Source organism: Algihabitans sp. (assembly GCF_965226985.1).
Lineage (GTDB): Bacteria > Pseudomonadota > Alphaproteobacteria > Kiloniellales > DSM-21159 > Algihabitans.
Genome location: NZ_OZ245712.1, coordinates 828,461 through 851,361 on the forward strand (window position 1 = coordinate 828,461; position 22,901 = coordinate 851,361).

Annotated in this window: 18 protein-coding genes; 2 read left to right on the top strand and 16 right to left on the bottom strand. The window is 63.0% G+C overall.

Translation table 11 applies throughout. The features are described from left to right. Positions 1–2 precede the first annotated feature (2 nt). The 9 genes from ACO054_RS03615 to ACO054_RS03655 all read right to left on the bottom strand — a co-directional run bounded on the left by ACO054_RS03615 (position 3) and on the right by ACO054_RS03655 (position 10,359). Positions 3–710: a flagellar hook assembly protein FlgD gene (locus ACO054_RS03615; protein ID WP_421709080.1), complete on the bottom strand. Its 708-nt coding sequence runs from the start codon at positions 708–710 to the stop codon at positions 3–5. Positions 711–719: 9 nt separating this feature from the next. Next, on the bottom strand, positions 720–1,967 hold the full coding sequence (locus ACO054_RS03620) for a flagellar hook-length control protein FliK (protein ID WP_421709081.1): 1,248 nt from the start codon (positions 1,965–1,967) through the stop codon (positions 720–722). Positions 1,968–2,269: 302 nt separating this feature from the next. After that, positions 2,270–2,677 carry a flagellar export chaperone FliS gene (gene fliS, locus ACO054_RS03625; protein ID WP_421709082.1) on the bottom strand — a complete coding sequence of 136 codons (408 nt, stop codon included), beginning with the start codon at positions 2,675–2,677 and terminating at the stop codon, positions 2,270–2,272. A gap of 89 nt (positions 2,678–2,766) precedes the next feature. After that, on the bottom strand, positions 2,767–3,927 hold the full coding sequence (locus tag ACO054_RS03630; protein WP_421709083.1) for a flagellin: 1,161 nt from the start codon (positions 3,925–3,927) through the stop codon (positions 2,767–2,769). Between the two features lie 611 nt (positions 3,928–4,538). Further along, positions 4,539–5,024: a flagellar export chaperone FliS gene (fliS, locus tag ACO054_RS03635; RefSeq protein WP_421709084.1), complete on the bottom strand. Its 486-nt coding sequence runs from the start codon at positions 5,022–5,024 to the stop codon at positions 4,539–4,541. 48 nt (positions 5,025–5,072) lie between these two features. Further along, a complete protein-coding gene (gene fliD, locus ACO054_RS03640; protein WP_421709085.1) occupies positions 5,073–7,499 on the bottom strand; it encodes a flagellar filament capping protein FliD in 2,427 nt (808 codons plus the stop codon). A 7-nt stretch (positions 7,500–7,506) separates the two neighbouring features. Next, positions 7,507–7,854 carry a flagellar protein FlaG gene (locus ACO054_RS03645; protein ID WP_421709086.1) on the bottom strand — a complete coding sequence of 116 codons (348 nt, stop codon included), beginning with the start codon at positions 7,852–7,854 and terminating at the stop codon, positions 7,507–7,509. A gap of 230 nt (positions 7,855–8,084) precedes the next feature. Continuing rightward, positions 8,085–9,257: a flagellin gene (locus tag ACO054_RS03650; protein ID WP_421709087.1), complete on the bottom strand. Its 1,173-nt coding sequence runs from the start codon at positions 9,255–9,257 to the stop codon at positions 8,085–8,087. Between the two features lie 301 nt (positions 9,258–9,558). Then, positions 9,559–10,359: a class I SAM-dependent methyltransferase gene (locus ACO054_RS03655; protein WP_421709088.1), complete on the bottom strand. Its 801-nt coding sequence runs from the start codon at positions 10,357–10,359 to the stop codon at positions 9,559–9,561. A 168-nt stretch (positions 10,360–10,527) separates the two neighbouring features. Here ACO054_RS03655 and ACO054_RS03660 point away from each other — a divergent pair, with 168 nt between their 5' ends. Next, positions 10,528–12,732 (top strand): tetratricopeptide repeat protein, encoded by a 2,205-nt coding sequence (locus ACO054_RS03660; protein ID WP_421709089.1) that lies wholly within the window; start codon positions 10,528–10,530, stop codon positions 12,730–12,732. A gap of 150 nt (positions 12,733–12,882) precedes the next feature. After that, positions 12,883–13,980, top strand: coding sequence for an NAD-dependent epimerase/dehydratase family protein (locus ACO054_RS03665; protein ID WP_421709090.1), 1,098 nt, complete (start codon positions 12,883–12,885; stop codon positions 13,978–13,980). A 110-nt stretch (positions 13,981–14,090) separates the two neighbouring features. Here the strand turns inward: ACO054_RS03665 and ACO054_RS03670 are convergent, their stop codons facing one another. The 7 genes from ACO054_RS03670 to ACO054_RS03700 are packed head-to-tail and all read right to left on the bottom strand — an operon-like array spanning position 14,091 to position 22,897. Next, positions 14,091–16,004 (bottom strand): asparagine synthetase B family protein, encoded by a 1,914-nt coding sequence (locus ACO054_RS03670; protein WP_421709091.1) that lies wholly within the window; start codon positions 16,002–16,004, stop codon positions 14,091–14,093. A gap of 38 nt (positions 16,005–16,042) precedes the next feature. Next, a complete protein-coding gene (locus tag ACO054_RS03675; protein WP_421709092.1) occupies positions 16,043–16,765 on the bottom strand; it encodes a methyltransferase in 723 nt (240 codons plus the stop codon). Positions 16,766–16,777: 12 nt separating this feature from the next. After that, positions 16,778–17,707, bottom strand: coding sequence for a class I SAM-dependent methyltransferase (locus tag ACO054_RS03680; RefSeq protein WP_421709093.1), 930 nt, complete (start codon positions 17,705–17,707; stop codon positions 16,778–16,780). A gap of 6 nt (positions 17,708–17,713) precedes the next feature. Further along, complete coding sequence (locus ACO054_RS03685; protein WP_421709094.1) at positions 17,714–18,748, bottom strand: class I SAM-dependent methyltransferase; 1,035 nt, start codon at positions 18,746–18,748, stop codon at positions 17,714–17,716. A 5-nt stretch (positions 18,749–18,753) separates the two neighbouring features. After that, entirely contained in the window at positions 18,754–20,874 is a 2,121-nt protein-coding gene (locus ACO054_RS03690) for an N-acetyl sugar amidotransferase (protein ID WP_421709095.1), read from the bottom strand. After that, positions 20,871–21,494 carry an imidazole glycerol phosphate synthase subunit HisH gene (hisH, locus tag ACO054_RS03695; protein ID WP_421709096.1) on the bottom strand — a complete coding sequence of 208 codons (624 nt, stop codon included), beginning with the start codon at positions 21,492–21,494 and terminating at the stop codon, positions 20,871–20,873. Before hisH ends, ACO054_RS03690 begins: the two co-directional genes overlap by 4 nt. Continuing rightward, the gene (locus ACO054_RS03700) at positions 21,491–22,897 is read right to left on the bottom strand and encodes a DUF4910 domain-containing protein (RefSeq protein WP_421709097.1); all 1,407 of its coding nucleotides are present in this window, start codon (positions 22,895–22,897) and stop codon (positions 21,491–21,493) included. Before ACO054_RS03700 ends, hisH begins: the two co-directional genes overlap by 4 nt. Between the last annotated feature and the right edge of the window lie 4 nt (positions 22,898–22,901).

A 22,901-nucleotide genomic window follows, 5' to 3' on the forward strand; every position in this document is an offset into this window, starting at 1 on the left:
GATTATTCAGGTGTTTCAGCCGAAGCTTGCTCAGGCTGCTGGCGAATGGCGATGACGTCCTCCAGCGGAATATCGATGCCGCCGATATCCAGGTACGTCTTGCCGTTGTTCGTACTGACGGCCTGGACCACTGCTTCGGTCCGGCCCGCCGTCCCGATCGGCTCGCCGTTGCTGCCGACCGCTTCCACTTGGATGGCGTAGATGCCCGGTGGAACCGGAATTCCGTTCTCGTCGCGACCATCCCAGGTAAGTTCGTGCGCGCCAGCTGCCGTCTTGCCGAACAGCTCGCGCACCACCTCGCCGGACTCGTCGATGATGCTGATGGTGGTTTCTGAAGCTTCGCGGGCTAGGCCGTAGCTCATGACCGACATGTCGGTCGGACCACCCTCTCCGACGACGACGAACTCGCCGAACATCTCCACTTCCTTGCCAATGAAGCCGACGGCCTGGGCCGTTGTGTTGAAGCTGTTCTGCGCGAGCAGCTCCTCCAGCTTCTCGTTCTGGGCGATGCCCTGCTCCACGTTGGTGAAGTGGACCAGCTGCTCGGTAAACTGGGTCGAGTCCATCGGGGACAGCGGATCCTGATACTGAAGCTGAGTCGTCAGCAGGGTCAGGAAGTTGTCGAAAGTCTCGCCGAGCGAGTCCCGGCTTGCAGCGGCGTTGCCGCCACCGGTTCCCGGCACGCCCAGGGCATTCGAGATTTCAGTCATGCTGCGCTCCTAGATCCGCAGGTCGACGCGGCCGTCCGCGACTTTGCGTGCCTGTGCGGCCTGGTCGGCCTGCATCTGCGCTTCGGCGGTCTGCGATGCCGATGCGCCAGCCGTGTTTTCGCGTCCGGACCGGTCAGTACCGCTTCCGGACCCATCGTCCGCGAAGCCCTGGCCCTGACCCCCCGTCTGCATTTCGAAACTCAAGTCCGTCTGCCCGCTCTTGAAGCCGGCATCCTGCAGTGCCCGTTCCAGACTGCGCGCATCGCGCTGCAGCAGATCGAAGGTTTCTGGGCGCTCCACCGAGACCACCGCGCGGACACCGCCGTCAGCCTGGAATTCCAGCTTCACGTCGACCCGTCCCAACTCGGCTGGGTTCAGTTTGATCTGAATGCGATCCTGACCAGCCGCAGCCGCCTTCTGAATGCGCACGGAAACCTGATCCACCGCGGGATTTGGTCCCCGCCCGGCATCGGCTGCTGGCTTTGCGGCATTCGGGGTCTCCGTCTTCGCCAGAGGGCCAGCTCCGGAGGCTCCGGAGATGGCGTCGCCGCCCGCCGCGACGTTCGGAAGCGCAGTGACCTGACCGGCGCCGCCGCCAGGCGGAGCGGCCCCACGCGTCTGTGCCTGAACCCGTTCTGCGACCTGCGCGATCAACGGGATGGTCTGTGTCGGTTGCCCCTGCTGGCTCCCGTTCGCCTGTCCAGGCAAGGCAGCGGTGGCGTTCGCCGTGGTCGATGCCTGACTGCCGGCAGCCTGGTTCGCTTGCGCCTTGTCGGCGCCCTTGCCCTGCGCCATTGCTTCCAGGCCGGCCAAGGTCGTGTTGCTCTGTCCCAAGGCTTGGTCGCGCGCTTGGCTGGCACCCCGAGCCAATTGAGTAACGTCGGGCCTTTGACTCGTTGGCGTCGGCTCCTGCTTTGCTGCTGACGCCGCAGCATCCGCCTTTGCCGCTGACATATCGTTTGGCGTGGTCGCTTGTCCGGTGGCTGGAGCGGACGCTTGGCCTTGCGCGGCGATTGCCGCCTGAGATGTGCTTGCCGCCAGGGCGTTACGTGGACGCGAGTCGACGGCGGCGGTCTCCACGGCGGCCTTGAGGGCCTGAGGATCGCGCGGTGTCTGTGCCGTCTCGCGGTTGGTCCCGTTCTCCCCACCCGACGGCTTCACGGCCTCGGCTTTCGATGTTTCTGGCCGTTCCGCCGCGTTGTTAATCTGCTGCCTTTGGTCCGAGGTCTGCAGGGGAGCAGCCGGTGGCTCGGACATGTCCCTGGCCGCGTCCTTCGACGAACGTCGGTCATTGCCGGCGTCGCTACGATCATCCCGAGACCTATCGCGGGCTCGCGGTTCGCTTCCAGCTACCTCGTCTCTCTCATCACGATTCATCAGCATCGACAAGAAGTCGTTTTCTCCCGCTCCAAAGACCGGAAGTTTGGCTGCGGCGGTCTTGGTGGCGGCGCCTTGGGCGGCGTCCGCCGACCGTGCTTGCGTGTGGGGTACAGCCTGAGTCTGCATGGCGTCTTATCGTCCGAGTGAGGGTCTTCGAGAGAAACGTTTCCTGGCTGCCTTTAGGAGGCGACAGCCACTGGCGCATGCGCTTCCGGATTCTCGATCTTGTGATCGAGCTCTACCCAGGAATCGCGCAGTGGGGTCAGCAGTCCGATGGCCTCGTCGGCGATGGACGGATCGTTTTCGAAGTTGATCCGATGCAGCCGCTGAAGGATGAAGCCGTAGATACTGGCCAGGTTCTCGGCGACCTTCCCGCCGCGCTCGTTGTCGAGGCAGAGGTAGAGAGCACCGACCAACTCGTGCGCCAGGGAGACCGCGTTGCAGCGGCTTTCGATATCGTTCCAGGCGATAGCCTGTTTGGTGTCCTGCAGCGCGGCGATCGCCTCGTCATAGAGCGTCGCAACCATTCGGCTGGGGCTCATGTCGAGAAGATCGTTCGTGCGGATCCAGGTGGCGAGCTTTGCCATCTTTCAAATCCTCCATTCTTCGCCCCCCGCCGGGGTGGCGGAACCATGCTCCGCCGCCCGACCGGGCGCAGGGGTGTCTAGACCTGCGATTACTGGAACAGCCGCAAGAGGTTCTGCGGCATCTGGTTGGCCTGGGCCAGCATGGACACGCCGGACTGGACCAGGATCTGCTTCGAGGTGAAGGTCGTCATCTCCGCAGCGATATCGAGGTCCATGAGGGCCGAGCGGGAAGCTTCGGTGTTTTCCATGGTTGTCGCGATATTCGCCGAGGCGAACTCGAGGCGGTTCTGAGCCGCGCCGAGCTGAGCTCGACCGATGGCCAGATTGTCGATTGCCGTATTGACGGCGCCGATGGCGATGTCGGCGTTGGCCTTGGTATCGACACTAGAGGTATCGAGACCCACTGCGAGGGCTTGCGCCTTCGCCGAGACCAGGTTGATCGTGACGTCGTCCGGCGTATCAGTACCCGTGCCGATCTTGAACTCGAGAGACAGGGTATTCGACGTGCCACCGGTCACAACGAACGTGCCGTTGGCGGTGATGTCGGTCGTGTCGTCGAACAGCGAGTTCAGGTTGAGAGTGATACCGGCACCGTTGATGATGACTTCCTGGAAGCTGCCGGCGGGCGGCGCCGACACGCCGCCATCGGACGTGTAGACTTCGCCGGTACTCGTATTGGTGACGGTGAACTGATCGGCTGTGGCGTCGTAGGTGATTTCCACCGTGTTACCGGATGCAAAGGCGCCGGTATCGTTGCTGAAGGTGATCTGTTCGAAGCCGTCGGCGACCTCGATAGCCGAGCCGAGCGTGCCAGCGCCGAAGGTGTTGCTGCCAGCCAGAAGCTTGGTTCCGTTGAACTCGGTATCGTCGGCGATACGGTCGACCTCCGCGCGCAGCGCCGAGTATTCCTGGTTCAGCATGCCGCGCTCGGTGTCCGAGAGCTGGCCGGACGAGGCCTGGACGGCCAGCGTCTTCATGCGGACCAGAATGTCGTCGACGCGCGCCATAGCGCCGTCGGCGATCTGAAGCATCGAGATGGCCTGACCGGCGTTGACCGAGGCCTGGCGCAAGGCGCTGACTTCGGCGCGCAGTCGGGAGCCGATGGCAAGCGACGCGGCGTCGTCCTTGGCGGACAGCACGCGCGTGCCAGCCGACAGCTTCGCCAGTGAGTTCGTCGCTTCCATATCCGATTGCTGCAGGTGGCGATGCGCCACGTTCGCAGCAAAGTTCGAAATGACGTTAAGGGCCATGGTTGGGGTCTCCGTAGTCTCTTGCTCGCGTGGACTTGAACTCTGGCTCGGCCTCCGACCGATGAAGGACCCTCGGGGTCTCATCTCTTCGCGATCAGATCGGCCTAGCTTCGTTCCTCCTTGGCTCAGCTCCGCGGGAGTGCGGACGCTTACATCGTCGCCGGCCGAGGAGCGCAGTTGCACGCGAGCCTTGCCGGCACCCTCAATCAGCAAAGCCCATGCCAGTTTCTCGAGGTGCGCGTAAATCGCTGATATATATGAGAAAAATCTTTGACTGTCCGCATATGGGAAGCGGTTTCGGCAGGTTATGCCGTCTCATCGGTGCGGAAGTGCTCGGTCATTTCTGCCGGTTGTGTGGCGCAATTCCTGCCTAGAGCTAGACCGTTTGCGATAGAATTGAGTCGGCGGTCACGTCATGCCGGGATTGCAGGGCACTTCAAGCTCGCGCGATGACGACGGTTAGTCGGAGCTTGGATCTCGTCAGGTACGACGCTCAAGCGGTGTGGCTTGGTCAAAGCACAAAAAACGCCCCGCAGACAGGTGTGCGGGGCGTGTTGATCGACAGCAAACTGCTGTTGCCACTTCGTCGTGGCGGCAAGTGTGGTTAGTTGCTAGGCGGAGAAGTTGAAGTTCGCCGGAGCCGGAGCGCCAGTCTGCGGCTCCGGTCTTTGGAGCGCGGCATTTGCTTTCGGCGGCGCGGCCACCGGCTGCCGTGGTATCGCTGTCGCGCCCTCTCGTGCAAGAGTCCGCCAGGAGTCGCGCAAGGGTTCGAGAAGCCCGATCACCTGGCGCGGAACGTTCGCGTCGTTCAGACGGTCGACCTCGGCAAGACGGCGCAGAGCGAAGCTGTAGAGCGAGGCGAGTTGCTCGGCGATCTCTCCGCCTTGCTCGTGGTCTAGGGTCATGTCGAGGTGATGGAGGATTTCCATCGCCTTGGTGTTGGCGCTATGCCGCGCCTCGATGCGGCCTTCCTCGATGGCGCGCTCGGTTTCGCGCAACAGATGGATCGCGCGCTCGAACAGCATGGCGACCAACTCCGCGGGCGACGCGGTCATCAGCGCTTGGGTCTGGTAGTTCCGAGCGAGAGCGTAGCTCATGGCGCGTCCTGACCTCTTTGTCGATTGGGGGTAGAAGGCATCGGACCGCTAGTTGTCACTGTTGAAGGAGCTGGTGATTTCGCGGATCTGGTCGAGTACGGAATTCATCCGAGCCAGGGCCTGTTCCATAACGATGAAGCGTTCCAGCAGCCGTTCGCGCTGATAGTCCAGACGAACGATCATCTCGTCGACTCGCGTTTCCGCCGCGCGATTCTGTGCGGTCAGGGTATCGACTTCGGCTTCGAGGGACCCGGTCTGGGTGTCGAGCATCTGTTCCAGCTCGAAGAATAGATTGGCACCGACGCCGATGGTGAAGTCGACTTCGATGTTGCTGGCGTCGCCCGTACCTGTATACAGCAGCCGCAGTCCTTCGGCGCCGTTTTGGTCCGTGACCGTGATGATGCGCCCGGCGGTCGTAGCCGTGCCGTCGTCGCTGCCATCGCCGGCGCCACCCACGTTGGCCGAGCCGACAAGGTAATCCTCGGTCGTAAGTGCGAGCGCGCCAACCAGATCGCCTGTATCGTTGTTGACGACCAGCGGATCCTGAGTGGAGGAAATCGAGAGCTGTTTGCCGCCTCCTGGTCCATCGATCACGCGAGCTGAGACACCGGCGATACTGGCCGCGTTGATCGCTTCCGCCAAGCTGTCAAGCGAGTCCGTCGTCACGTCGTAGGCGATGGCGGTGCCGTTGATGTCGAAACTGCCCGAAGTCGTCGCACCGACAGAATCCGTTCCGTCGTTGAGAGTGGCGGTGTCGCTGTTCGCTTCACCCGACCTTTCGTTGGCCGAACCGTAGTTGCCGAGATTGATCGTGTACCCGTTGGAATCGTAGCTTGTTTCGCCGGTGAAACCCAGCAAGACCACGCGCGGGTCGGAACTGGAGAAATCGAAGGTGAAGAGGCGTTCGATCTCATCGATATTGTTGAGTAGCTTCTCGTCGAGTTCGGTCTCGTTGATATCGAGGGTGTCCCGCAGCAGCGGGTCGGCGATGACGTCGTTGTTGACGAAATCTATCCCGATCTGAGCGAGCACGGTGAAGGCGCTGGAAACGCCTTCGGCGCCATTGCCGAGCACTCGGCTAAGAGTCTGCTCAATCGTGCCCAATGTCGGATTGCGGAAAAGCGGACCGGTATCTTCCGTTGCCTCACCCGTGTCTGGATTCGCGAGCTGCTGCTGGTTCATGAAGATCTTCAGCTCGTTATAGGCCGTCGCGAAGCCGGATACGGCCGTCTTGATCGCGTTTAGGTCGCTTTCGACTTCAACTCTGATCGTCGTGCCGGTTTCGGCGCCAAATAAGGTGAGAGTCATGCCCCCGAACAAGTCTGTAATGGTGTTGCTGTTGCGTTCGATCAGCTGCTTGTTGGTCAGACTGAGATCTTCAATGGCACTGCCGGTGTCGCCGGATAGAGTGATCGTCTGACCGCCGTCGCCGGTGATCTCCAGGCGTGTCGCGCCGCCGTTGGTAACGACGTTGGCGCTCACCCCGGCAACCGCATTGATCGTGTTGGCCAGATCGGTGACGCTGTCGGTCCCGCTGTAGTTGACGGTCCCTAGCAGAGTGTTCGTGGCATCGCGGATCTCGAAACTGAAGGGACCGCCACCGACACCGAAAGTCGAGAGGGCCGCGTCGGGTGTCAGGCGCCGGGAGTGCCACTTGTCCAGATCTAGTAGCCCGTTGGCGTAGAACTGTGCCGTGCGCGGAGACTGCAACTCGTTCAGCAGCGTGGCGCCGCCGTCACTGGAGATACCAAGTTCCGACAGAAGACCGCCGGTCTCGTTATCCAGCGTGATATTGGTCCCCGTCTCCTCCGCCGTTAGAACGAGAATATGCTCGTTGTCGTCGACCGAAACGATGGATGCTCGCACCCCGGTTCCATTTGCTCCAGCGTTTGCAGCGTTGATCCGGTCGCGCACGGCCAGCAGAGAATCAGTGGCGTCCACCGTGATTGTCGTGCCGTTGATGTCGAAGGAACCCGCGATCGACCCGGCCACTCCACCGCTGGCGGTGCCCAGGTCGTCGGTCGTGCTGTTGAAGGTGAGGCTGCCGATCCGCTGGGCCCTGGCAATCTGATCGATTTCGATCTCGTTGGTGCCGGTATCGGCCGCGTTTGTGACCGCAACGCCGATTAGATTCGCGGCGTTCGCTGCAGGCTGCCCATCTTGACGGGAGGTGGAAGCAAAGGTCGACTTGTTTTCGAAGACGTTGCCGCTGTTTCCCAGAGCCTGCCGACCATAAAGGTTGTCGAGTGAGGTCCGCAGGTTGTTCATCAGCGTGCGCAGATCAGTTAAGGCGGCGAGCTTCTCGGTCCCAGTCTCGATCTCCGCTTCCAACCGGTCTACGGGAATCCGGCGAGCCTGCATGATCCCCTCAACGGCGGATTCGAAGTCGATGCCCGACCCGAGACCGGAGAAGCGTACGCGACCGTTACCGTCGACGACGAGACTGTTGGATGAAGCTGCGCTGACGTCCGACATGGCTGAATCAGACCTCTATATCGATGATGCGGTCGAGCAGTTCGCGCAGCTGAGCAGCGCTCTTAAGCAGCTCTTCCGGTGGCAGTTCCTGCTTGACCTCTCCCGTTTCAGGATCGATCAGGCTGGCGATCACGCGATTGGTGCCTTCCTCGATATCGAGGGTGACCTTGAGTTTTTGAGGCCTTTCGCCCAAGGGCTCTTCGGCGACTTCCTGAGTCTTCGGAGCGGTTTGCTCGAACAGGCGCTCCACCGGCTCGACGCGTTTTCCGCCGCCTGCGGTGGCGGAGGCATCGCTCCCGATCGCCGCGGGTCGGGCGGCAGGCAGGGGCAAGGGGGGTAGCGATGTGACTTCCATGGCTCTATCGGGTCGACCGGCGTCGGGCCTATCTGCCCTGGCGGCGGTCGACGCCACCTATGCTGTGCTTCGCAAAAAAGACTCCTGGTGGAGACTGTCAAGAAAACCAAAGCAAGATCGGTGCCAAAAAGGATGCTGTAGAGCGGCGAAGCGAGAAAAGTTTATAAAGAAGACGGTACCGGAGAAAAAGGCGGGGAGGGGCGAACCCCTCCCCGACCGAAGGAACTGGATCAGCCCAGCAGACGCAGCAGGTTCTGCGGCATCTGGTTGGCCTGGGCCAGCATCGACACACCGGACTGCATCAGGATCTGCTTGGAGGTGAAGTTCGTCATCTCCGCAGCAACGTCCAAGTCCATCAGTGCCGAACGGGCCGCCTCGGTGTTTTCCATCGAGGTTGCGATGTTCGCCGAGGCGAACTCCAGCCGGTTCTGGCTGGCACCCAACTGTGCGCGGTTTTCCGCCAGGGTGTCGATCGCGGTATCGATCAGACCGATAGCGTTCTCGGCATTGAGGTTGGTATCGATGGTCGAAGTCTCCAGGCCGGCAGACAGAGCCACGGCTCTCGCAGAGTCCAGCGAGACGGTGATTTCGTCCTCGGAGGCGACCGTACCCGTGCCAATGCGGAAGTCCAACGACAGAGTGTTGGAACTACCGCCTCCCACAGCGAACTGCGAAGTCGCACCTGCGGTGATGTTTGCACCGTCGTTGAACAGCGAGTTCAAGGTGAGGGTGATACCGGCACCATTGATGTTCACATCCCGGAAACTACCGGCACTCGGGGCGGAGACTCCCGCATCCGAAGTGTAGGAAACACCGGTGCTGGTGTTGGTGACGGTGAACTGATCGGCCGTCGCATCGTAGGCAATCTGCACCGTGTTACCGGACGCGAAGGCACCGGTATCGTTGGTAAAGGAGATCTGTTCGAAGCCGTTTGCGACCTCAAGGGCCGTGCCGAGCGTGTTGGCGGCGAAGCTGTTGTCGCCGGCCAGCAGCTTGGTGCCGTTGAACTCTGTGTCGTTGGCGATACGATCGACTTCCGAACGCAGAGCCGTGTACTCCTGGTTCAGCAGACCGCGCTCCGTGTCGGAGAGCTGACCGGAGCTGGACTGAACTGCCAGAGTCTTCATACGAACCAGAATGTCGTTGGTACGAGCCATCGCACCATCGGCAATCTGAAGCATCGAGACCGCCTGACCGGCGTTCACGCCAGCCTGCATGAGGCTCTCCACCTCGGAGTTCAAACGAGAGCCGATGGCCAGGGCCGCGGCGTCGTCCTTGGCGGCAAGCACACGCGAACCGGCCGACAGCTTGGCCACCGAGTTGGATGCCTCGGCACTGGACTGAGACAGGTGACGGTGAGCCACGTTGGCGGCGAAGTTCGAGATAACGTTGAGGGTACTCATAGTGTCGTGTCTCCTACTTGGATGATAGACCCCAACTTCCTGTCAGGGCGGGACGTTTGTCCCAGTCTGCGGACGACTGCGCGTCCGGCAGTTTATCAGCAAGCGGCGTGCCAAGTCGGCAAAAACGGCCGATTCCACGGCAGAACCTACCTTGCCGATGGCCGAAGTTTGCCGACTGGGCAGTTTCGACCCGATTAACGCGGCAAGATTTACCCGATGACGCAGATTCTGCCGGGCAACTTCTGCCGAGCGGTCTCCTGTATTAACCGCTCGCTAACCATGTGACCGATGATGCAGCCTTCTATGCCTTTACGAGCCGAGATCCGAAGACGCTACAAAGGAACATCTTCTTCCAAACCTCGGTCTCCGGCAGGAATTCCAGGTCCGGAACCTCGCGGTTGGCTAGGTCGTCCGGATTCTCGTTCAGCAGCAGTGGCGGCAGGGCGTGGGGTATCGCGAACTCCTGACGTACCTCCCGCAAGTCGTAGCGCACCATCTTGGCGCCATAGGCAAGCGGGTTCTCCCGCACGCTCTGCGGAACGCGGTCCGGCGCGTCCGGTCGGGTCAGAAGCGCTTCGACACGGCAGTGATGACCTAGGACCGAGAAGTTATCTTTGAAGAAGCGCACTGTGAAGGCGTTCAACGTGAAGAGATCGAAGAGGGAATTGGAGTGGGTCACCAACAGGACGCCATCTGGCCTCAAGAGTCGCGCCGCCTCCTGGTAGAAGGCCGCATCCTCGCCGCCATGCAGATAGGCCAGCACGTTGACGGCCAGAATGGTATCGAAACTCCCGTTCGGAAGGTCTTTCAGAGACTCAACCCCGCCGACGGAAGTCTTCGCAGCCTCGCTTTCGCCTAGGCGGCGATCGGTAAAGGCGACCATGCTCGGATCGGCATCGATCGCGACCACGCCGCCGCCGGCCGCGAGCACGCGCTCGCTGAGCGTTCCATCGCCACAGCCGAAATCCAACACCCGACCCGCTAGGTCGCCGGCATTCAGCAAGCGCTCCACCATGGCCAGGCGGTTGCGATGGTACGAGCTGTCCATCTCAGCGCGATAGGCGTCGGCGGCCTGTGCCCAGTAAGTCTTGTCGCGAAGCATTTTTGGACCTCGATCCGATCAATCCGCGTCTGTTGTCGATCGCGCAGCCTATGGGGGCATACTTAAAACTTTGGAAAGCATATTTGTTTAGCTCTTCTGCAGCGTCGCATATCGCGCCCTTTGCGGCGTCTATGCGGTTGAGACCGAACTTTGACACGAGTGAACTTGATGGGGCTCCCGAACGCTCTGCCGATTGATCCGCTAACCGATGGCAAGCTGACACGCTTGCGTCAGCAAGCGCGCCAGCAGCCGCGGGATCCGGCTGTGAAACTGGCTCTTGCCGATGCCCTGGTCACGGCGGAACGCGACCGAGAGGCCGAAAAGCTTTACCGAGACGCGCTTCGTCTGCAGCCGGATCGCGCCGAAGTTCGGATCAAGCTTGCCGCGACGCTTGTCCGTCTTGGGCGGGTCGGGGAGTCGGAACGCCTGCTGATCAAGCTGCTGGGGCAGCCGGTTCTCGAAAAGGCCGAGGTTCGAAATATCGTCGCCGACATCCTGGCAAGCGGCTGGTCGGGAGCGAAAGAGACCAAGTCGGCCGCGGGTCTAAACCGTTTACAGAAAGCAGCGTCGGACCCCGACTTGCTCCTGAATGTCGCGCAGGCGTTGGGTGCCAAGGGGCAAACGGACCTCGCCGCCGAGGCCTGCAACCTTGCACTCGACCGCTGGCCCGATCACTCCGGAGCCTTCGCAGCCCTAGGTGGCCTGTTGTCCGCGTCCGGCGATCTCGAGGGCGCGATCCTCGCTAGCGAGAAGGCTCTGACTCTCGACGTATCGCGGATCGATGCGCGCATGACGCTCGCGCTCAGCCTGATCCATTTGTCTCGCTATCAGGAGGCCGAACAGGTCTTTCAGGACGCTTTGCTGCTGGAACCCGACAGTGCCGAGGTGCTTGGCAACTATGCCAATCTCCTTCATGGACTGGGCCGTAACGGAGAAGCACGGCTGCTGCTGGAGCGTGCGCTCGCCCACCACGAGGGGATCGCCAACCTGCATTCCCTGCTCGGGTTGGTCCTAATGCGCCAAGGCAAGTTCGATGCGGCTTTGGGCGCACTCGATCGTGCCATTTCGCTTGATCCCGCTTCCGATCGCTTCCTGTCGGCGAAAGCCGACTGCCTGCTGGAGTTGGACCGGATCGACGAAGCCCGCGCACTTTTGAACGATCTTCTAGGGGCCGTGCCCGATCATCCCGCAGCCCTCTGCAGTCTCGCGCGGATCGAGATCGAGCACGGCAACCTCCAGCGCGCCGACGACTTGCTCGCTCGATCACTTGCAGTCGATCCTGGTCGAGTCCACGCCTGGAACAACTTGGGCGTTCTTCGAAAGCGGCAGTTCCGGCACGCAGAGGCCTTGACGGCCTTCGAGGAGGCGGGACGCCGCGCTCCCCTATCTCCAGGCACACTCTACAACATGTCTTTCGCCCTGCTTGGGGTCGGACGGCTCGCCGAAGGCTGGGACCACTACGAGGTCGGCGTCCACGCCAATCTCCGCAACGGCTGGCGGGCGACTTTCAAACCTATCTGGGGCGGAGAGCCTCTCGCAGGTAAACATCTAGGGCTGATCGCCGAGCAGGGGATCGGCGACCAGATGATGTTTCTTTCCTGTCTCGAGGACTTCGCGGCGGGGCCGGCTGCCGGGGCGAAACTCTCCCTCGAGGTTCATCCAAAGATCCGCCCGTTGGTTGCGAGGTCTTTCCCTGAGATCGACGTCTGCAATGCGCTTCAGACGCCTGAGAAGCCTACCGCCAAGGCTTTCGAGGATGACTTCGACTACGTCATGTATCTCGGCAGCCTGCCGGCAGTCGTGCGTCGCGACCTCGAGAGCTTCAGCGATGCGCGTCGCTTTCTGAAGGCGGATCCAAAGCGGGTCGACTACTGGCGTGGCCGCCTAGAAGCCCTGGGGCCGGAACCGGTCGTGGGGCTCTGCTGGCGGTCCATGCTTCTGCATACCGGCCGTAACCATTGGTATCTGCATCTCGAGGATCTGGAGCCGATCTTCACGTTGCCCGGTGCGCGCTTCGTCAGCCTGCAGTACGGCGACGCCCGCGAGGAGCTCGCCGAGGCGGAGCGGCGTTGGCCTGGCCGTGTTCTCAGTCTGGAAGATGAAGTGGACCTGACCGACGATCTCGACGAGGTGGCGGCCCTCAATACCGCTCTGGCGGCTGTTGTCGCACCCAACACGACCTGCTCCGTCCTGTCTGCCGCTGTTGGCTGTTCGACCTACGAATTCACCGTCGGTCCGGCCTGGCACATGCTGGGCACCGACCGCGTGCCCTTCTTCCCGTCCCAGAAGGTCTTCGACTACCCCTTCGGTACGCCCTTGGTTCAGGCGGTGCCCGTTATACGTGACGCCTTGCGGAGGGATCTCGGACTATAGCGGCAAGCGGCCGATCGGCTTGATCGAGAGACGCGGTTGGAGATTTCTTAACCATTCTCTCGGAATGTGAAGGGCGGTCTGTTGGGTTGGGTGCAGCGTGGCCGCTCCGGTTTCTGCCCGGTGGTTTGAAGACCACGAAGGAGGTGCGTGTTGAAAACGCGTTTCGGTGCCGATCTGGATAAGACCCTGCGGCAGGCCCTGAAGGGGCGCAGGATCGCTCTGGTCGGCGGCGCCGGCTTCATCGGTCACAATCTCGCGCTGGCGCTGCAGGAGTTGGGCGCCAAGCCGCAGATCGTCGACAGCCTGCAGGTGAACAACCTGGGCGCCTACAGTCACGGGCTCGACAAGAATCCGAATGCCAGCCTCTACGTCGGCTTCATCAACCAGCGGCTCCAGCTTCTCTCGCAGAAGGGGATCCCGCTACACATCGTCGATGCGCGCGACTACCAGGTACTGAGCCGCCATCTCGAGTCCATCGATCCCGATTGCGTGGTTCAACTGGCCGCGGTGGCGCACGCCAACCGCGCCAACAAGGACCCCTACAGCACCTTCGATCACTCAATGCGCACCCTGGAGAATGCTCTGGATTGTGTGCGCGGACGGCAGGCGCATTTCGTCTTCTTCTCCTCCTCCATGGTCTACGGCAACTTCAACGGCGAGGCCGTGCAAGAGGATCGTGTTTGTGAGCCTATCGGCATCTACGGAGCCCTGAAGTTCGCGGGCGAGAAGCTGGTGATCGCCTACAACCAGGTTTTCGGGCTGGAGTACACCATCGTCCGGCCCTCCGCGCTCTATGGCGAGCGCTGCGTCAGCCGGCGTGTCGGGCAGGCCTTCATCGAGAATGCGGTGCGCGGCAACCCTGTCACGATCAACGGCGACGGCAGCGACGCGCTCGACTTCACCTACATCGACGATCTGGTCCAGGGAATCTGCCTGTCCATCGCCAAGCCGGAGGCACGCAACCAGGCCTTCAACCTGACCTATGGCGACGGGCGCTCCCTGAACGATATGGCGGAGATCGTCAGGGAGCGGTTCCCGCAGATCGAGATCGAGCACCACAAGCGCGATCAGTTGATGCCGGAACGCGGCACGCTCTCTATCGAGAAGGCCCGCAGCCTCCTGGGTTACGCGCCGCAGCACCCGCTGGAACGCGGCTTCAACGCCTACATCGACTGGTACTGTCGTGTCGCTTCGGAGCAGCCGGAGCTGCTGGGCTTGCCGGCAAATCTGCGCGACGCTGCGGAGTAGATCGACGAACGAGGCCGCATACCTGCGGGCTCTTGGCTCCAAACACTTTGCTGACAGCGAGACGAAGATCTTCGGCAGTCCTCACGCGACCTGCGTTGAAGACGACCCTGTCAGGAACTCATGACCGCGTCGCCTTCTTGCGGCGAGTTCGCAGCTGTCGCGGCGTGACGTTCCATCCAGAGATCGAGATTCAGGAGCTGCCAAAGCAGCATCATGTGGTTCTCCTGAGGCCGGTCTCCCGCCACGATCTCCGCATGCTCGTCCAGCAGCGCCTCTACCGCATCGGGCCTGAAAGTGCCGCGCGCTCGGAAGGCCGTGGAGCGGACGCGATCGCGCAGTGCTTCCAACGTGCGACCGCCGAACCAGCGATGGGCCGGTGCATTCCAGCCCGTCTTGGCGATGCGGGTCCGTGTGGCCTCAGGCAGGACGCCCCGCATGGCGCGACGCAGCAACTGTTTCGTTACCCCGTCTCGGATCTTCAGGTCGCCTGGAACGCGGTACATGAAGGCAACAAGACGATGATCCAGGAAGGGGTCATGGTGCGCGAGGCCGAAGGCGGTGGCCTGACGGTCTTCCGCTCGTAGGCAGCAGGGCAGGGTTTCCCGGAACATGTCCTGAAAGGTCCGATTCTTCAGATAGCTGTCGAAGGGGCCGCTCATGTCGGGCGCGAAGTTCCCAAGACTGTCCCACTCCGGGGTCAGTAGCGGACGGTAGCGGAACAGCCGCTCGGGATCGCTTTTGCACTGCCCCGGTACCGCCGGATCGGCCAGACGCGCCATCATCGCCTCGGCGGCCGCGGCATCCTTGCGGTAGATCGGGTGGTCGTGGTGACGGGCCCAAGCCGCGACTTCCCGATCGACATCTGCCTCTCGCCCGCCCGCCCGCAAGTCTGCGAAGTGGAGTGGAAAATATTCATATTCGCCGGCATTCAGTTCGTCGCCGCCCAGGCCGCCGAACAGCGCATCGAATCCGCCGGAGGCAACCTCCCGGCAAAGCAGGTGATGAGACAACCAGGTCGCCGTCGCGACCGGTTCGTCGTGGATCTCCAACAGCTCGCCGATCATGGAGAAAAGATCCACATCGTCGCCGAGTTCGATCATGTGCCACCGGGACACCGAGGTCTCGACGACATCTTGAATCTCGACCCGCTCATCGTAACGCGGATCGACGTATACGCTTGAAACGGCCTCCTGCTTGCGCCCCGTGACCTGCACCGCGCTGCAGAGAACCGAGGAGGAGTCGAGTCCTCCCGACAGGGTAAAGATTGGGCGCTGCGTCTTCGCGACCCTTTTCTCCACGGCCTCGAACAGCAGCGTTCGATAAGTCTCGGCTAGATCGTCGGCTTGTGCGACGTAGAACTCCGTCTCGTTCTCCAAACACCACCAAGCTCGCACCTGCGGGATTGTCCGGGGTGGCAGGTCCAGGTAATTCCCGGCCGGGATTTGATAGATCATCGCGTAAGGCGAGGCCTCGGGCAGGGCGTCGATCCCGCGGTAGTGGCAGGCACCGAAGCGGGCGACGAAGTTGCGGTCGAGGTCGTTTGGGACTTCAGGAAGCGTCAGCAGCGCACGGGGTTGGGATCCGAAGGCGATGCCGTCGGACAGCGGCGACCAGTAAAGCGGCTTCACTCCAAGCCGATCGCGGGCGAGCTGCAGCCGGCGTGTGTCGGGATCGAAGACCGCGAGCGCGAAGTCGCCGTCCAGGCGCTCGAGCGCGGGGGCGAATCCCAGCTTGCGAACCAAATACGCAGCCAGTTGGACATCGTTCGCACCGTGAAGACCGGTTTCGTTCCGAAGATCCGCGCGGTTCAGAAGCGCGCCGTCCAGAGCGACCAACAGTCCCTCGGCTTCGCCGGTGCCCCCGGCCGGTCCGGAGGGCTGAAAAGCGCGATGGCCCAGGCCTCCGCTGGCGCTCCTCGTGATAGCGTTGCGGTTGCCGGGCAGGACGGTGAGCATCCGCTCCAAGGCAGCGGTGTCGCTAGGCCGAGGGTGGGAGAAGCGGAACAGGCCAGCAATGCGGGACATGATATGGGCGGCTCGTATTTTTGTTGCGCTGAGGGGGTCTATGCCGGCATGGCGCGGCGGGTTGCGACCAGAAAGCTCCACCAATGGGGATAGCCGATCACCTCCTCCGGCTGTCCGCCGCTGCGTCTGTCGGTGACTTCGGTGACAGCAAAACCTCGCGCCTCGATAAAGCCGATCAGATCCTGCCGGTCGTAGGCGTTGACGTGCACCGAGAGTGTCACGCCGGGGTCCAGGTAGGCATCACGAACGTAGCGATAGTCTGCCCCCTGCTTGATCGACTCACGCAAGATCAGCGATTTGCGCGCCGCCTTCAGCAGACGCTCCAACGGTCGATGATAGTTGTCCAGATTGGACAGCAGATTGATCGAGAGCAGATGGTCGGCGCTGCCCTGAAAGTCCTCCAGCCGCAGGTGCTGTAGACGGTCCGGCGGAAGCCCGAACGGCGACAATTCGCGGCGGCCGATCTCGATAAACTCGGCGGTGGCATCGAAGCCATGATAGTCCAACGCCAGCTTCCGCTTGCGCAGGCTATGAAAGAAGTAGCCGCTGCCGCAGCCGGCATCGATCAAGCTGTCTCCCGGTTCGGCGAGTGGCGTCAGCAGTTCGGCGGCCTGTGCAAGACACTCCATCTCCTCGGCCTCGTCTCGCGCGCGGGCTGTGTAGAGGGCGCGAACGCTGGCGCTGTTTTGCCAGATGTTGTGCGCGGCCCAGCCGTCCTGACGCAGCTCGGCCTGGCCCGAGGAAGCGAGCATGGTCTGCATGATACCCGCTCTCTACCTCGGCTTCCGAGCGACGAGAATGAAGGCGGAGGCCATGACATGCCCGCGCCAGTCGGTCGGATCCTCCATTGCCAGGCTGGCGCGGCGGAAGAGCGCGGGCGCCTCGGTCTCCAGCATCGGCGGGAGGGCGTGATAGTGATAGAAGAGCGTGCGGACCTCCTCCAGTCCCGCTGCCTCGGCCAGAGAGCGCAGTTCGAAGGGATTGTGCGTGCGCGACAGCACTTCGTCGTACCCCGGCTCGTCGGCGTAGCCGCCGCGCAGGGGCGGTAGATCCATGCGAAAGCGCTGTTCGAGACTGGACAAGGCGGCTGCGAGAGCGTCCCGTTCCGCTGGTGTCTCTGCCCTTTCGGCCAGGGCGTCCTCGCGGATCAGGCGGTCGCGGAACAGTGCCCGGCTATAGCGGTTCAGGGTGAAGAGCCCGAACAGCTCGTTGCGGGCCTCCACGGCCATGATGCCGCCGGGCGCCAGCGCGTCACGCAGATGGGCGATGACGTCGCAATCTGCCTCTGCCGGGATATGGGGCAGAACCCCGAAACAGATGGCGGCCTCGAAGCCGCCGGCGGGGGCTCCGCCCGGCGGTGCGAAAGCCTCGGCATCCAGGACGCTGCCCTGCCAGATCCGCTCGGGCGAGAGGTCTTGCCTGCCAAGCACGCGTCTGGCTTCCTCGATCATCTCCGGCGTCACGTCGAAGCCGTAGCGTTCCAGCCCGGGCAGATCCAGATCGCGCAGCATCGAGGCGGGACCGCAACCGGCATCCAGCAAGCTTTTGGTCCCTTCGCTCTGCAGGAGCTTGCGCACGATATCGGTGTGGACCGCCGGATAGGCATCCTCGGAGGCGTAGTAGTCGGCGTAGTAGCGTTCGCCCCAGGTGCTGTAGCAGCGCTGGATCGCAGCCTCCAGGTCGGGACGGTCGGTCTTCGACATCGCGGGTCACGCAACCTTTCGGGCGGCCATCCACATGTGGGACGACAGGCCCTGTTCGGCCAGGAACTGCTGGAACGGCCAGCCGAGGCTGTCCCATTGATCGATCAAGACGCGCTTGAGAAAGGGATCGAGATCAATCTCGCCGGCAAGGGCGGCATCGCGCACGATCTCGGCATCGAGCCGGCCTGGCGTATGGAGGCGCAGAACTTCGAAGCCTGCTTCCTCAACCATGCGCGAGAGAGCTCCGGGCGTGAGCAGATTGACGTGCTCGGCATCCACGGCCTGCGACTTCTCGCCCAGAAGCGCGATGTCGAAGCCCTCGCCGTTGGGGCAGGAGAGGACAAGCAGGCCGCCCGGCGCCACGATGGGTGCGATACCGGCAAGGAATTGGCGAGGTGCAAAGAGGTGCTCGATGACCTCGAAGGCGCAGACCACGTCGGCTTGTCCGACGTCGGCCTCCAGCTCCTCGATGCGTTTTTCCACGACCTCTACGCCTCTTGCGCGACAGGCGGCCGCCATCTCCGGCGTCGGTTCCACGCCGATCACACGGCCGAAGGCACCTGACTCCGTTGCCAGGGCCGAGAAGGTGCCGAAGCCGGGGCCGACTTCCAGCAGCAGGTTCTGGCGAATTCCGTAAGTCTCGCAGTAGTCCACTACGCGCGCCAGCCAGGGTTTGTGAATCTTCTCGCGCCGCGCCGCCTCGGAGGCCGGGAAGATGTGCTTGGCCCAGAAGGCGTAGTTCTCCGAGTTGGTGTAGTAGTCGGCCATCAGCGTTTCGCTCGGCCGAGGGCTCATGTAGAGCGTGCCGCAGTCCGGACAGCGCTGGAAGGCGAAACCGTATTTTGAGAAGGCGGGCTCCGGTGCGTCGCTGCCGCAGGCCGGACAAGGCACGTGTCGATGCTCGTCGGTCCGGGCGTGCAGCTGCGCGATATCGCGGGCGAAGGCCGCTTCCTGTCCGGCTAACAGCGCGTCGGGACACAGCTCCCGTTCGCTCAGAGGGTCCCCCAGCTCCGGCCCGCCGCTTGCTTTTGGCTCCGTCATAGTCGTCATGGCTCCAAGCGGTCGCGGAGCCAGCGGCCGTCTTCACGGCGCCAGACGCGCGGGTCCCGAAAGGTGTCGGCGATCCGGTCGAATTCCTCTTCCGTCATCCCGACGTAGTCGAGCCAGCGCGCCAGATCGCGCGGCTTCACCGGATCGTAGCGCTTGACCAGCTCGATCGCCTGCTCCCGGCTCATCAGGCCGGCTCGGATATCCTTGCAGGTATGGTCCGTCCCGCGACCGTAGCCGAACTTGATGTACTTGAGGTAGTCGTGGACGCCGTTCTCGTGCATGTCGTCCAGATTCGACATGGTGCGGTAGGTCCGGTCGAAGGGCTCGTGACTGATTTCGAAGCCGTAGCGTTCCGTCACCAGCTCGATGTGCGCATTGGCCTCCCAATGCACGTAGTTGCCCAGGAAGATCCCGCGCAGATCGAGATCGAGCAGCCTGCTGTCGCTCGGGTACTTCCAGGTATCGAGCTGCTGCGCCGTCAAACCTTCGCGCCCGACGAAGTAGGTCCATTCGTAGCCGCGTGCGAAGTGCTCCAGCCGATCCCGGTAGGTGACCTCGGGGAAGTCGTCCATCGAGAACTGGCCGCAAAGATCGAGATAGCCGTGCTCGCCATAGAAAACCAGCGGGATGCCGCGTTCCGCCGCCACGCGCATCGGTACGGTCATGATCCCGACGTGAGCGTGCCAGTTCATGTCCCCCATGATCTGGAAGGCCAGGCGGTTCAGGCGCTTTAGGGTCGCGACAGAGGGGCGGACGACGACATGATCGACATCGAAGGCCTCGCGCATGCGCTCCATGTTGCGCCAACCGACGTCGGTCCAGTTGTTGCCGTCATAGGTGACCAGGAGCGGATTGAGACCCAAGACCTCCTTGACGAGGTGAACCTGGAAGTAGCTGTCCTTGCCGCCGGACACGGCGACCACGCAGTCGTGGCGCGATCCGTCGCGGCTTCTGTAACGTTCGACGAGATCGCGCAGAAGCTCGGTCCGCCGCGACCATTCGCTCGCCGGAATAGCGGCCTTGACCTCCGCCATCTGGCAGCCGGTGCATTTCCCCGCCTCGTCGAACTCCATGGGGGCGGCCGAGATCGAAGGATAGGTGCAGTGGCTGCACCAGCGGATCGGCCGGCGCTTGTTCGCGGCCTCCGGCCTTGCCGCCGGGTAGTCCGCTTCTTCGGCCTGGCGTAGGCGCTCGGCTAGGCGGGCGTCTTCCAAGGCGCGGTCGTAGGAAGGTTCGCGCGGCAGATATTTGGAGCCGAGCCGCAGCGGTCGCAGGGGAACGCCATCGGCGAGCGCCGTACGTTTGGCCTGCGGATAGCTCAATTCGAAGAAGTGGAAGATGTTGGCCGCCGCCGCAGCGGCAGCGCCGCCGTCCAGGATCGCCGGGGCGAAATGCGTGTAGCATCCGACACCGCCGCAGGCGACCACGGGAATGTCGACAGCGTCCGTCACATGCCGGATCAGCGCGAGATCGTAACCCTGGCCGGCTCCGTCGCGGTCTATCGAATTGAGCAGGATCTCACCGGCTCCGCGCCGTTCCAGATCGCGCGCCCAGTCCGCCGGGTCCAGCCCGGTGCCGTGGCGTCCACCGTCGACCTTGACCTCCCAGCCGCCGATCGTCTTCTCGGCGTCGAGCGAGGCGACGATACACTGATTGCCGAAGCGACGGGCCGCCTGACCGATCAGATCGGGAGTCTCGAAAGCCGCCGTGTTGAGCGCGACCTTGTCGGCGCCGGCCGAAAGGCGGTCCTCGATGTCTGCCAAGCTTCGGACCCGGCCACCGAAGGTCAGAGGCATGAAACAGACGTCGGCGATCGCCCTTAGCACGTCCAGCACGCCGTCGCCGTCGTAGCTCTGCTGCAGGTCGTCTCGGCGCAGGTCGTGCCCCTCGTCGCCGCGCGAGATGTCCAGCACGACCAGTTCGTCAACATTCCAGTTGGAAAAGCGCTCGACGCTGGAGAGCGGATTGCCGATGACTTGGTGCCGCTTGAAAAGTTGGCTGCGCACGATCACGCCGTGCTTGAGCAACAGCACCGGAATCAGCCGGGGATGCGGACCGCCGGAGGTCGGCTGGGCGCGCCGCTTGGCCAGGGTTTCGGGGCTCAAGGGTTCGGTCATTGCGGGGTCTCGCAGATCCTGCGAAAGGCATCGAGCACCGCAAGCCCCGCGTCCTGACTTTTCTCCGGATGAAACTGCGCGCCGAAGATCCGGCCGCGTTCGACCGCCACGGTCGCGGTTTCTTCCCCGAAGTCGAGTAGACCGGCGGAATCCTCGGCGGCGGCGCAGTCGACGACGTAGGAGTGAACGAAGTAGAAGCAGGCGTCGGGAGGCATCTCCGCGAACAGCGACGCGTCTTCTCGTGCCCGAAGGCCGCACCATCCGATGTTGGGAATTCTAAAGCCGGCTTGCGGGCGCAGCCGCCGCACACGACCGGGGATCAGGTCGAGGCCTGTGTGCGTGCCGAACTCCTCGCTTTCGCTGGCGAGAAGCTGCATGCCGAGGCAGATACCGAGGATGGGTTTGCCGGCGGCAGCGTGTGCGCGGATTGGTTCGACCAGATCGTGGTGTCGGAGTGCGGCCATGCCGTCGCCGAAGGCCCCGACACCGGGCAACAGAAGAGAGTCAGCTGCTTCTACCTCCGCCCGACTGCGGGTCGCCTTGGCCTCGGCTCCGATACGTTGCAGGGCTGTCATCACGGAGCCGATGTTGGAGATGCCGCTGTCGATCACCACGATCATGACGCCACCCGTTCCGGCGGCTGCCGTTCGATCTCGGCACGGTTCAACTCGACCAGGCCCTTCGCCTCGAAACGCTGCAGGTAGCGCAGCAGCCGCTCGAAGCAGAGGTGATGGCGTTCGGCGATCTCCAGAACGGTCTGCCGGTCGTCCATGTAGCGAAAGAGACAGTCGAGCAGATGGCCCCAGGCTTCTGCATCGGCCTCCAGGTCCTTGACCACCGTCGGGTCAGGCCGCTCCATGTAGAGGCCGTAGTCGGGGTTCGAAAGGCAGATTAGCCCGTCGAAGCGTCGCTGGACCGTGACATTACCCTCCAGAACGGAGACCACGCGCTGCAGGACCGCCAGCATCTCTTCGAGCTGAGCCGGCTCCATCAGGTCGGGCGTATCGAGACTGGAGTGATACTCGCGGTAGGGCGCGAACTGGTCTTCGCAGCGGGTGACCTCCACGAAGGGCACCTCATAGCCCGGTGCCTCCCAGACCGTCTCGTCGTTGCCGGCGCCGCAGCGCCAGGGCACCAGGGTATGTGCGCGGCTGTGATGCCGCAGAACGTTGGCGAAGGCCGCGTCCAGCATGTGGCCACCGGCGAAGGTGCTGGTCGCCTTGATCGCGCCGCCGGTGCCCGGCATCTCCTCGAAGAGGCCGCAGACCAGTCGGTCGATCTCCTCGCGCGGCAGGGTCTTGAGGTAGAAGACGCTACCCAGATGCTCCGGTGCGATTACCAGGCGATAGCTGTAGAAGGTCTCTTGCTCGGCCAGCCACTGCATAAGGCGGATCAGCACGGCGGTGCCGGCGAAACCGTCGTTGGCCATATGGGGATGGCAGTTGTTGGAGTTGAAGACGATGGTCTTGGGCGATCGGCCGGTCTTGTGTGCCACGCCGATCAGCATCTCGCCGGGCGCGTCCCCCGTCTCCAGCTCGACCCGATAGCGTCCCGGCCCCAGCGTCTCCAGGAGTCTATGCGGCAGAACCAGGCGCCAGTCGGCATCCCAGGGGCGGTACTGCCACATGCAATGGAACATGTAGGCCTCGGGCAGCGCGGGATTGCTGACCAGCTTGGGCTGCAGCTCTTCCCAGGACAGCTCTCCGGTGAAGGAGCGCGAGTAGTAAGCCACACCCAGGGTATGACCGGTGCCGTCGAAGACTTCCTCGCCGTCGCGGTAAAGCTTGGCCCGCTTGACCCGCCAGTTCTGCGGCACCACCCAACCGTTGAAGCTCTCGCCGGAGGGCACGCGGATCAGCTCGAGCGGCAACTCTTCCGCGATGCGCGCAAAGAGGGTCTCATTGCCGTCGGCGACCACGGCCGTCCTCGGCGCACAGAGGTCGCGGGTTAGCGCGATCATGCCATGGCCCGAAAGGTCGAGCGGGGTGGAGGGCTGGTCGAGAACTGCGGTAGCGGTCGGCATGGCT

Bases quoted from the DNA above. Each gene is read 5' to 3' on its own strand.
- ACO054_RS03670 (WP_421709091.1), bottom strand. From the start codon at position 16,004: ATGTCCCGCATTGCTGGCCTGTTCCGCTTCTCCCACCCTCGGCCTAGC.
- ACO054_RS03680 (WP_421709093.1), bottom strand. From the start codon at position 17,707: ATGTCGAAGACCGACCGTCCCGACCTGGAGGCTGCGATCCAGCGCTGC.
- fliD (WP_421709085.1), bottom strand. From the start codon at position 7,499: ATGTCGGACGTCAGCGCAGCTTCATCCAACAGTCTCGTCGTCGACGGT.
- ACO054_RS03620 (WP_421709081.1), bottom strand. From the start codon at position 1,967: ATGTCCGAGCCACCGGCTGCTCCCCTGCAGACCTCGGACCAAAGGCAG.
- ACO054_RS03645 (WP_421709086.1), bottom strand. From the start codon at position 7,854: ATGGAAGTCACATCGCTACCCCCCTTGCCCCTGCCTGCCGCCCGACCC.
- ACO054_RS03615 (WP_421709080.1), bottom strand. From the start codon at position 710: ATGACTGAAATCTCGAATGCCCTGGGCGTGCCGGGAACCGGTGGCGGC.
- ACO054_RS03655 (WP_421709088.1), bottom strand. From the start codon at position 10,359: ATGCTTCGCGACAAGACTTACTGGGCACAGGCCGCCGACGCCTATCGC.
- ACO054_RS03660 (WP_421709089.1), top strand. From the start codon at position 10,528: ATGGGGCTCCCGAACGCTCTGCCGATTGATCCGCTAACCGATGGCAAG.
- fliS (WP_421709082.1), bottom strand. From the start codon at position 2,677: ATGGCAAAGCTCGCCACCTGGATCCGCACGAACGATCTTCTCGACATG.
- ACO054_RS03675 (WP_421709092.1), bottom strand. From the start codon at position 16,765: ATGCAGACCATGCTCGCTTCCTCGGGCCAGGCCGAGCTGCGTCAGGAC.
- ACO054_RS03700 (WP_421709097.1), bottom strand. From the start codon at position 22,897: ATGCCGACCGCTACCGCAGTTCTCGACCAGCCCTCCACCCCGCTCGAC.
- ACO054_RS03650 (WP_421709087.1), bottom strand. From the start codon at position 9,257: ATGAGTACCCTCAACGTTATCTCGAACTTCGCCGCCAACGTGGCTCAC.
- hisH (WP_421709096.1), bottom strand. From the start codon at position 21,494: ATGATCGTGGTGATCGACAGCGGCATCTCCAACATCGGCTCCGTGATG.
- ACO054_RS03690 (WP_421709095.1), bottom strand. From the start codon at position 20,874: ATGACCGAACCCTTGAGCCCCGAAACCCTGGCCAAGCGGCGCGCCCAG.
- fliS (WP_421709084.1), bottom strand. From the start codon at position 5,024: ATGAGCTACGCTCTCGCTCGGAACTACCAGACCCAAGCGCTGATGACC.
- ACO054_RS03630 (WP_421709083.1), bottom strand. From the start codon at position 3,927: ATGGCCCTTAACGTCATTTCGAACTTTGCTGCGAACGTGGCGCATCGC.
- ACO054_RS03685 (WP_421709094.1), bottom strand. From the start codon at position 18,748: ATGACGGAGCCAAAAGCAAGCGGCGGGCCGGAGCTGGGGGACCCTCTG.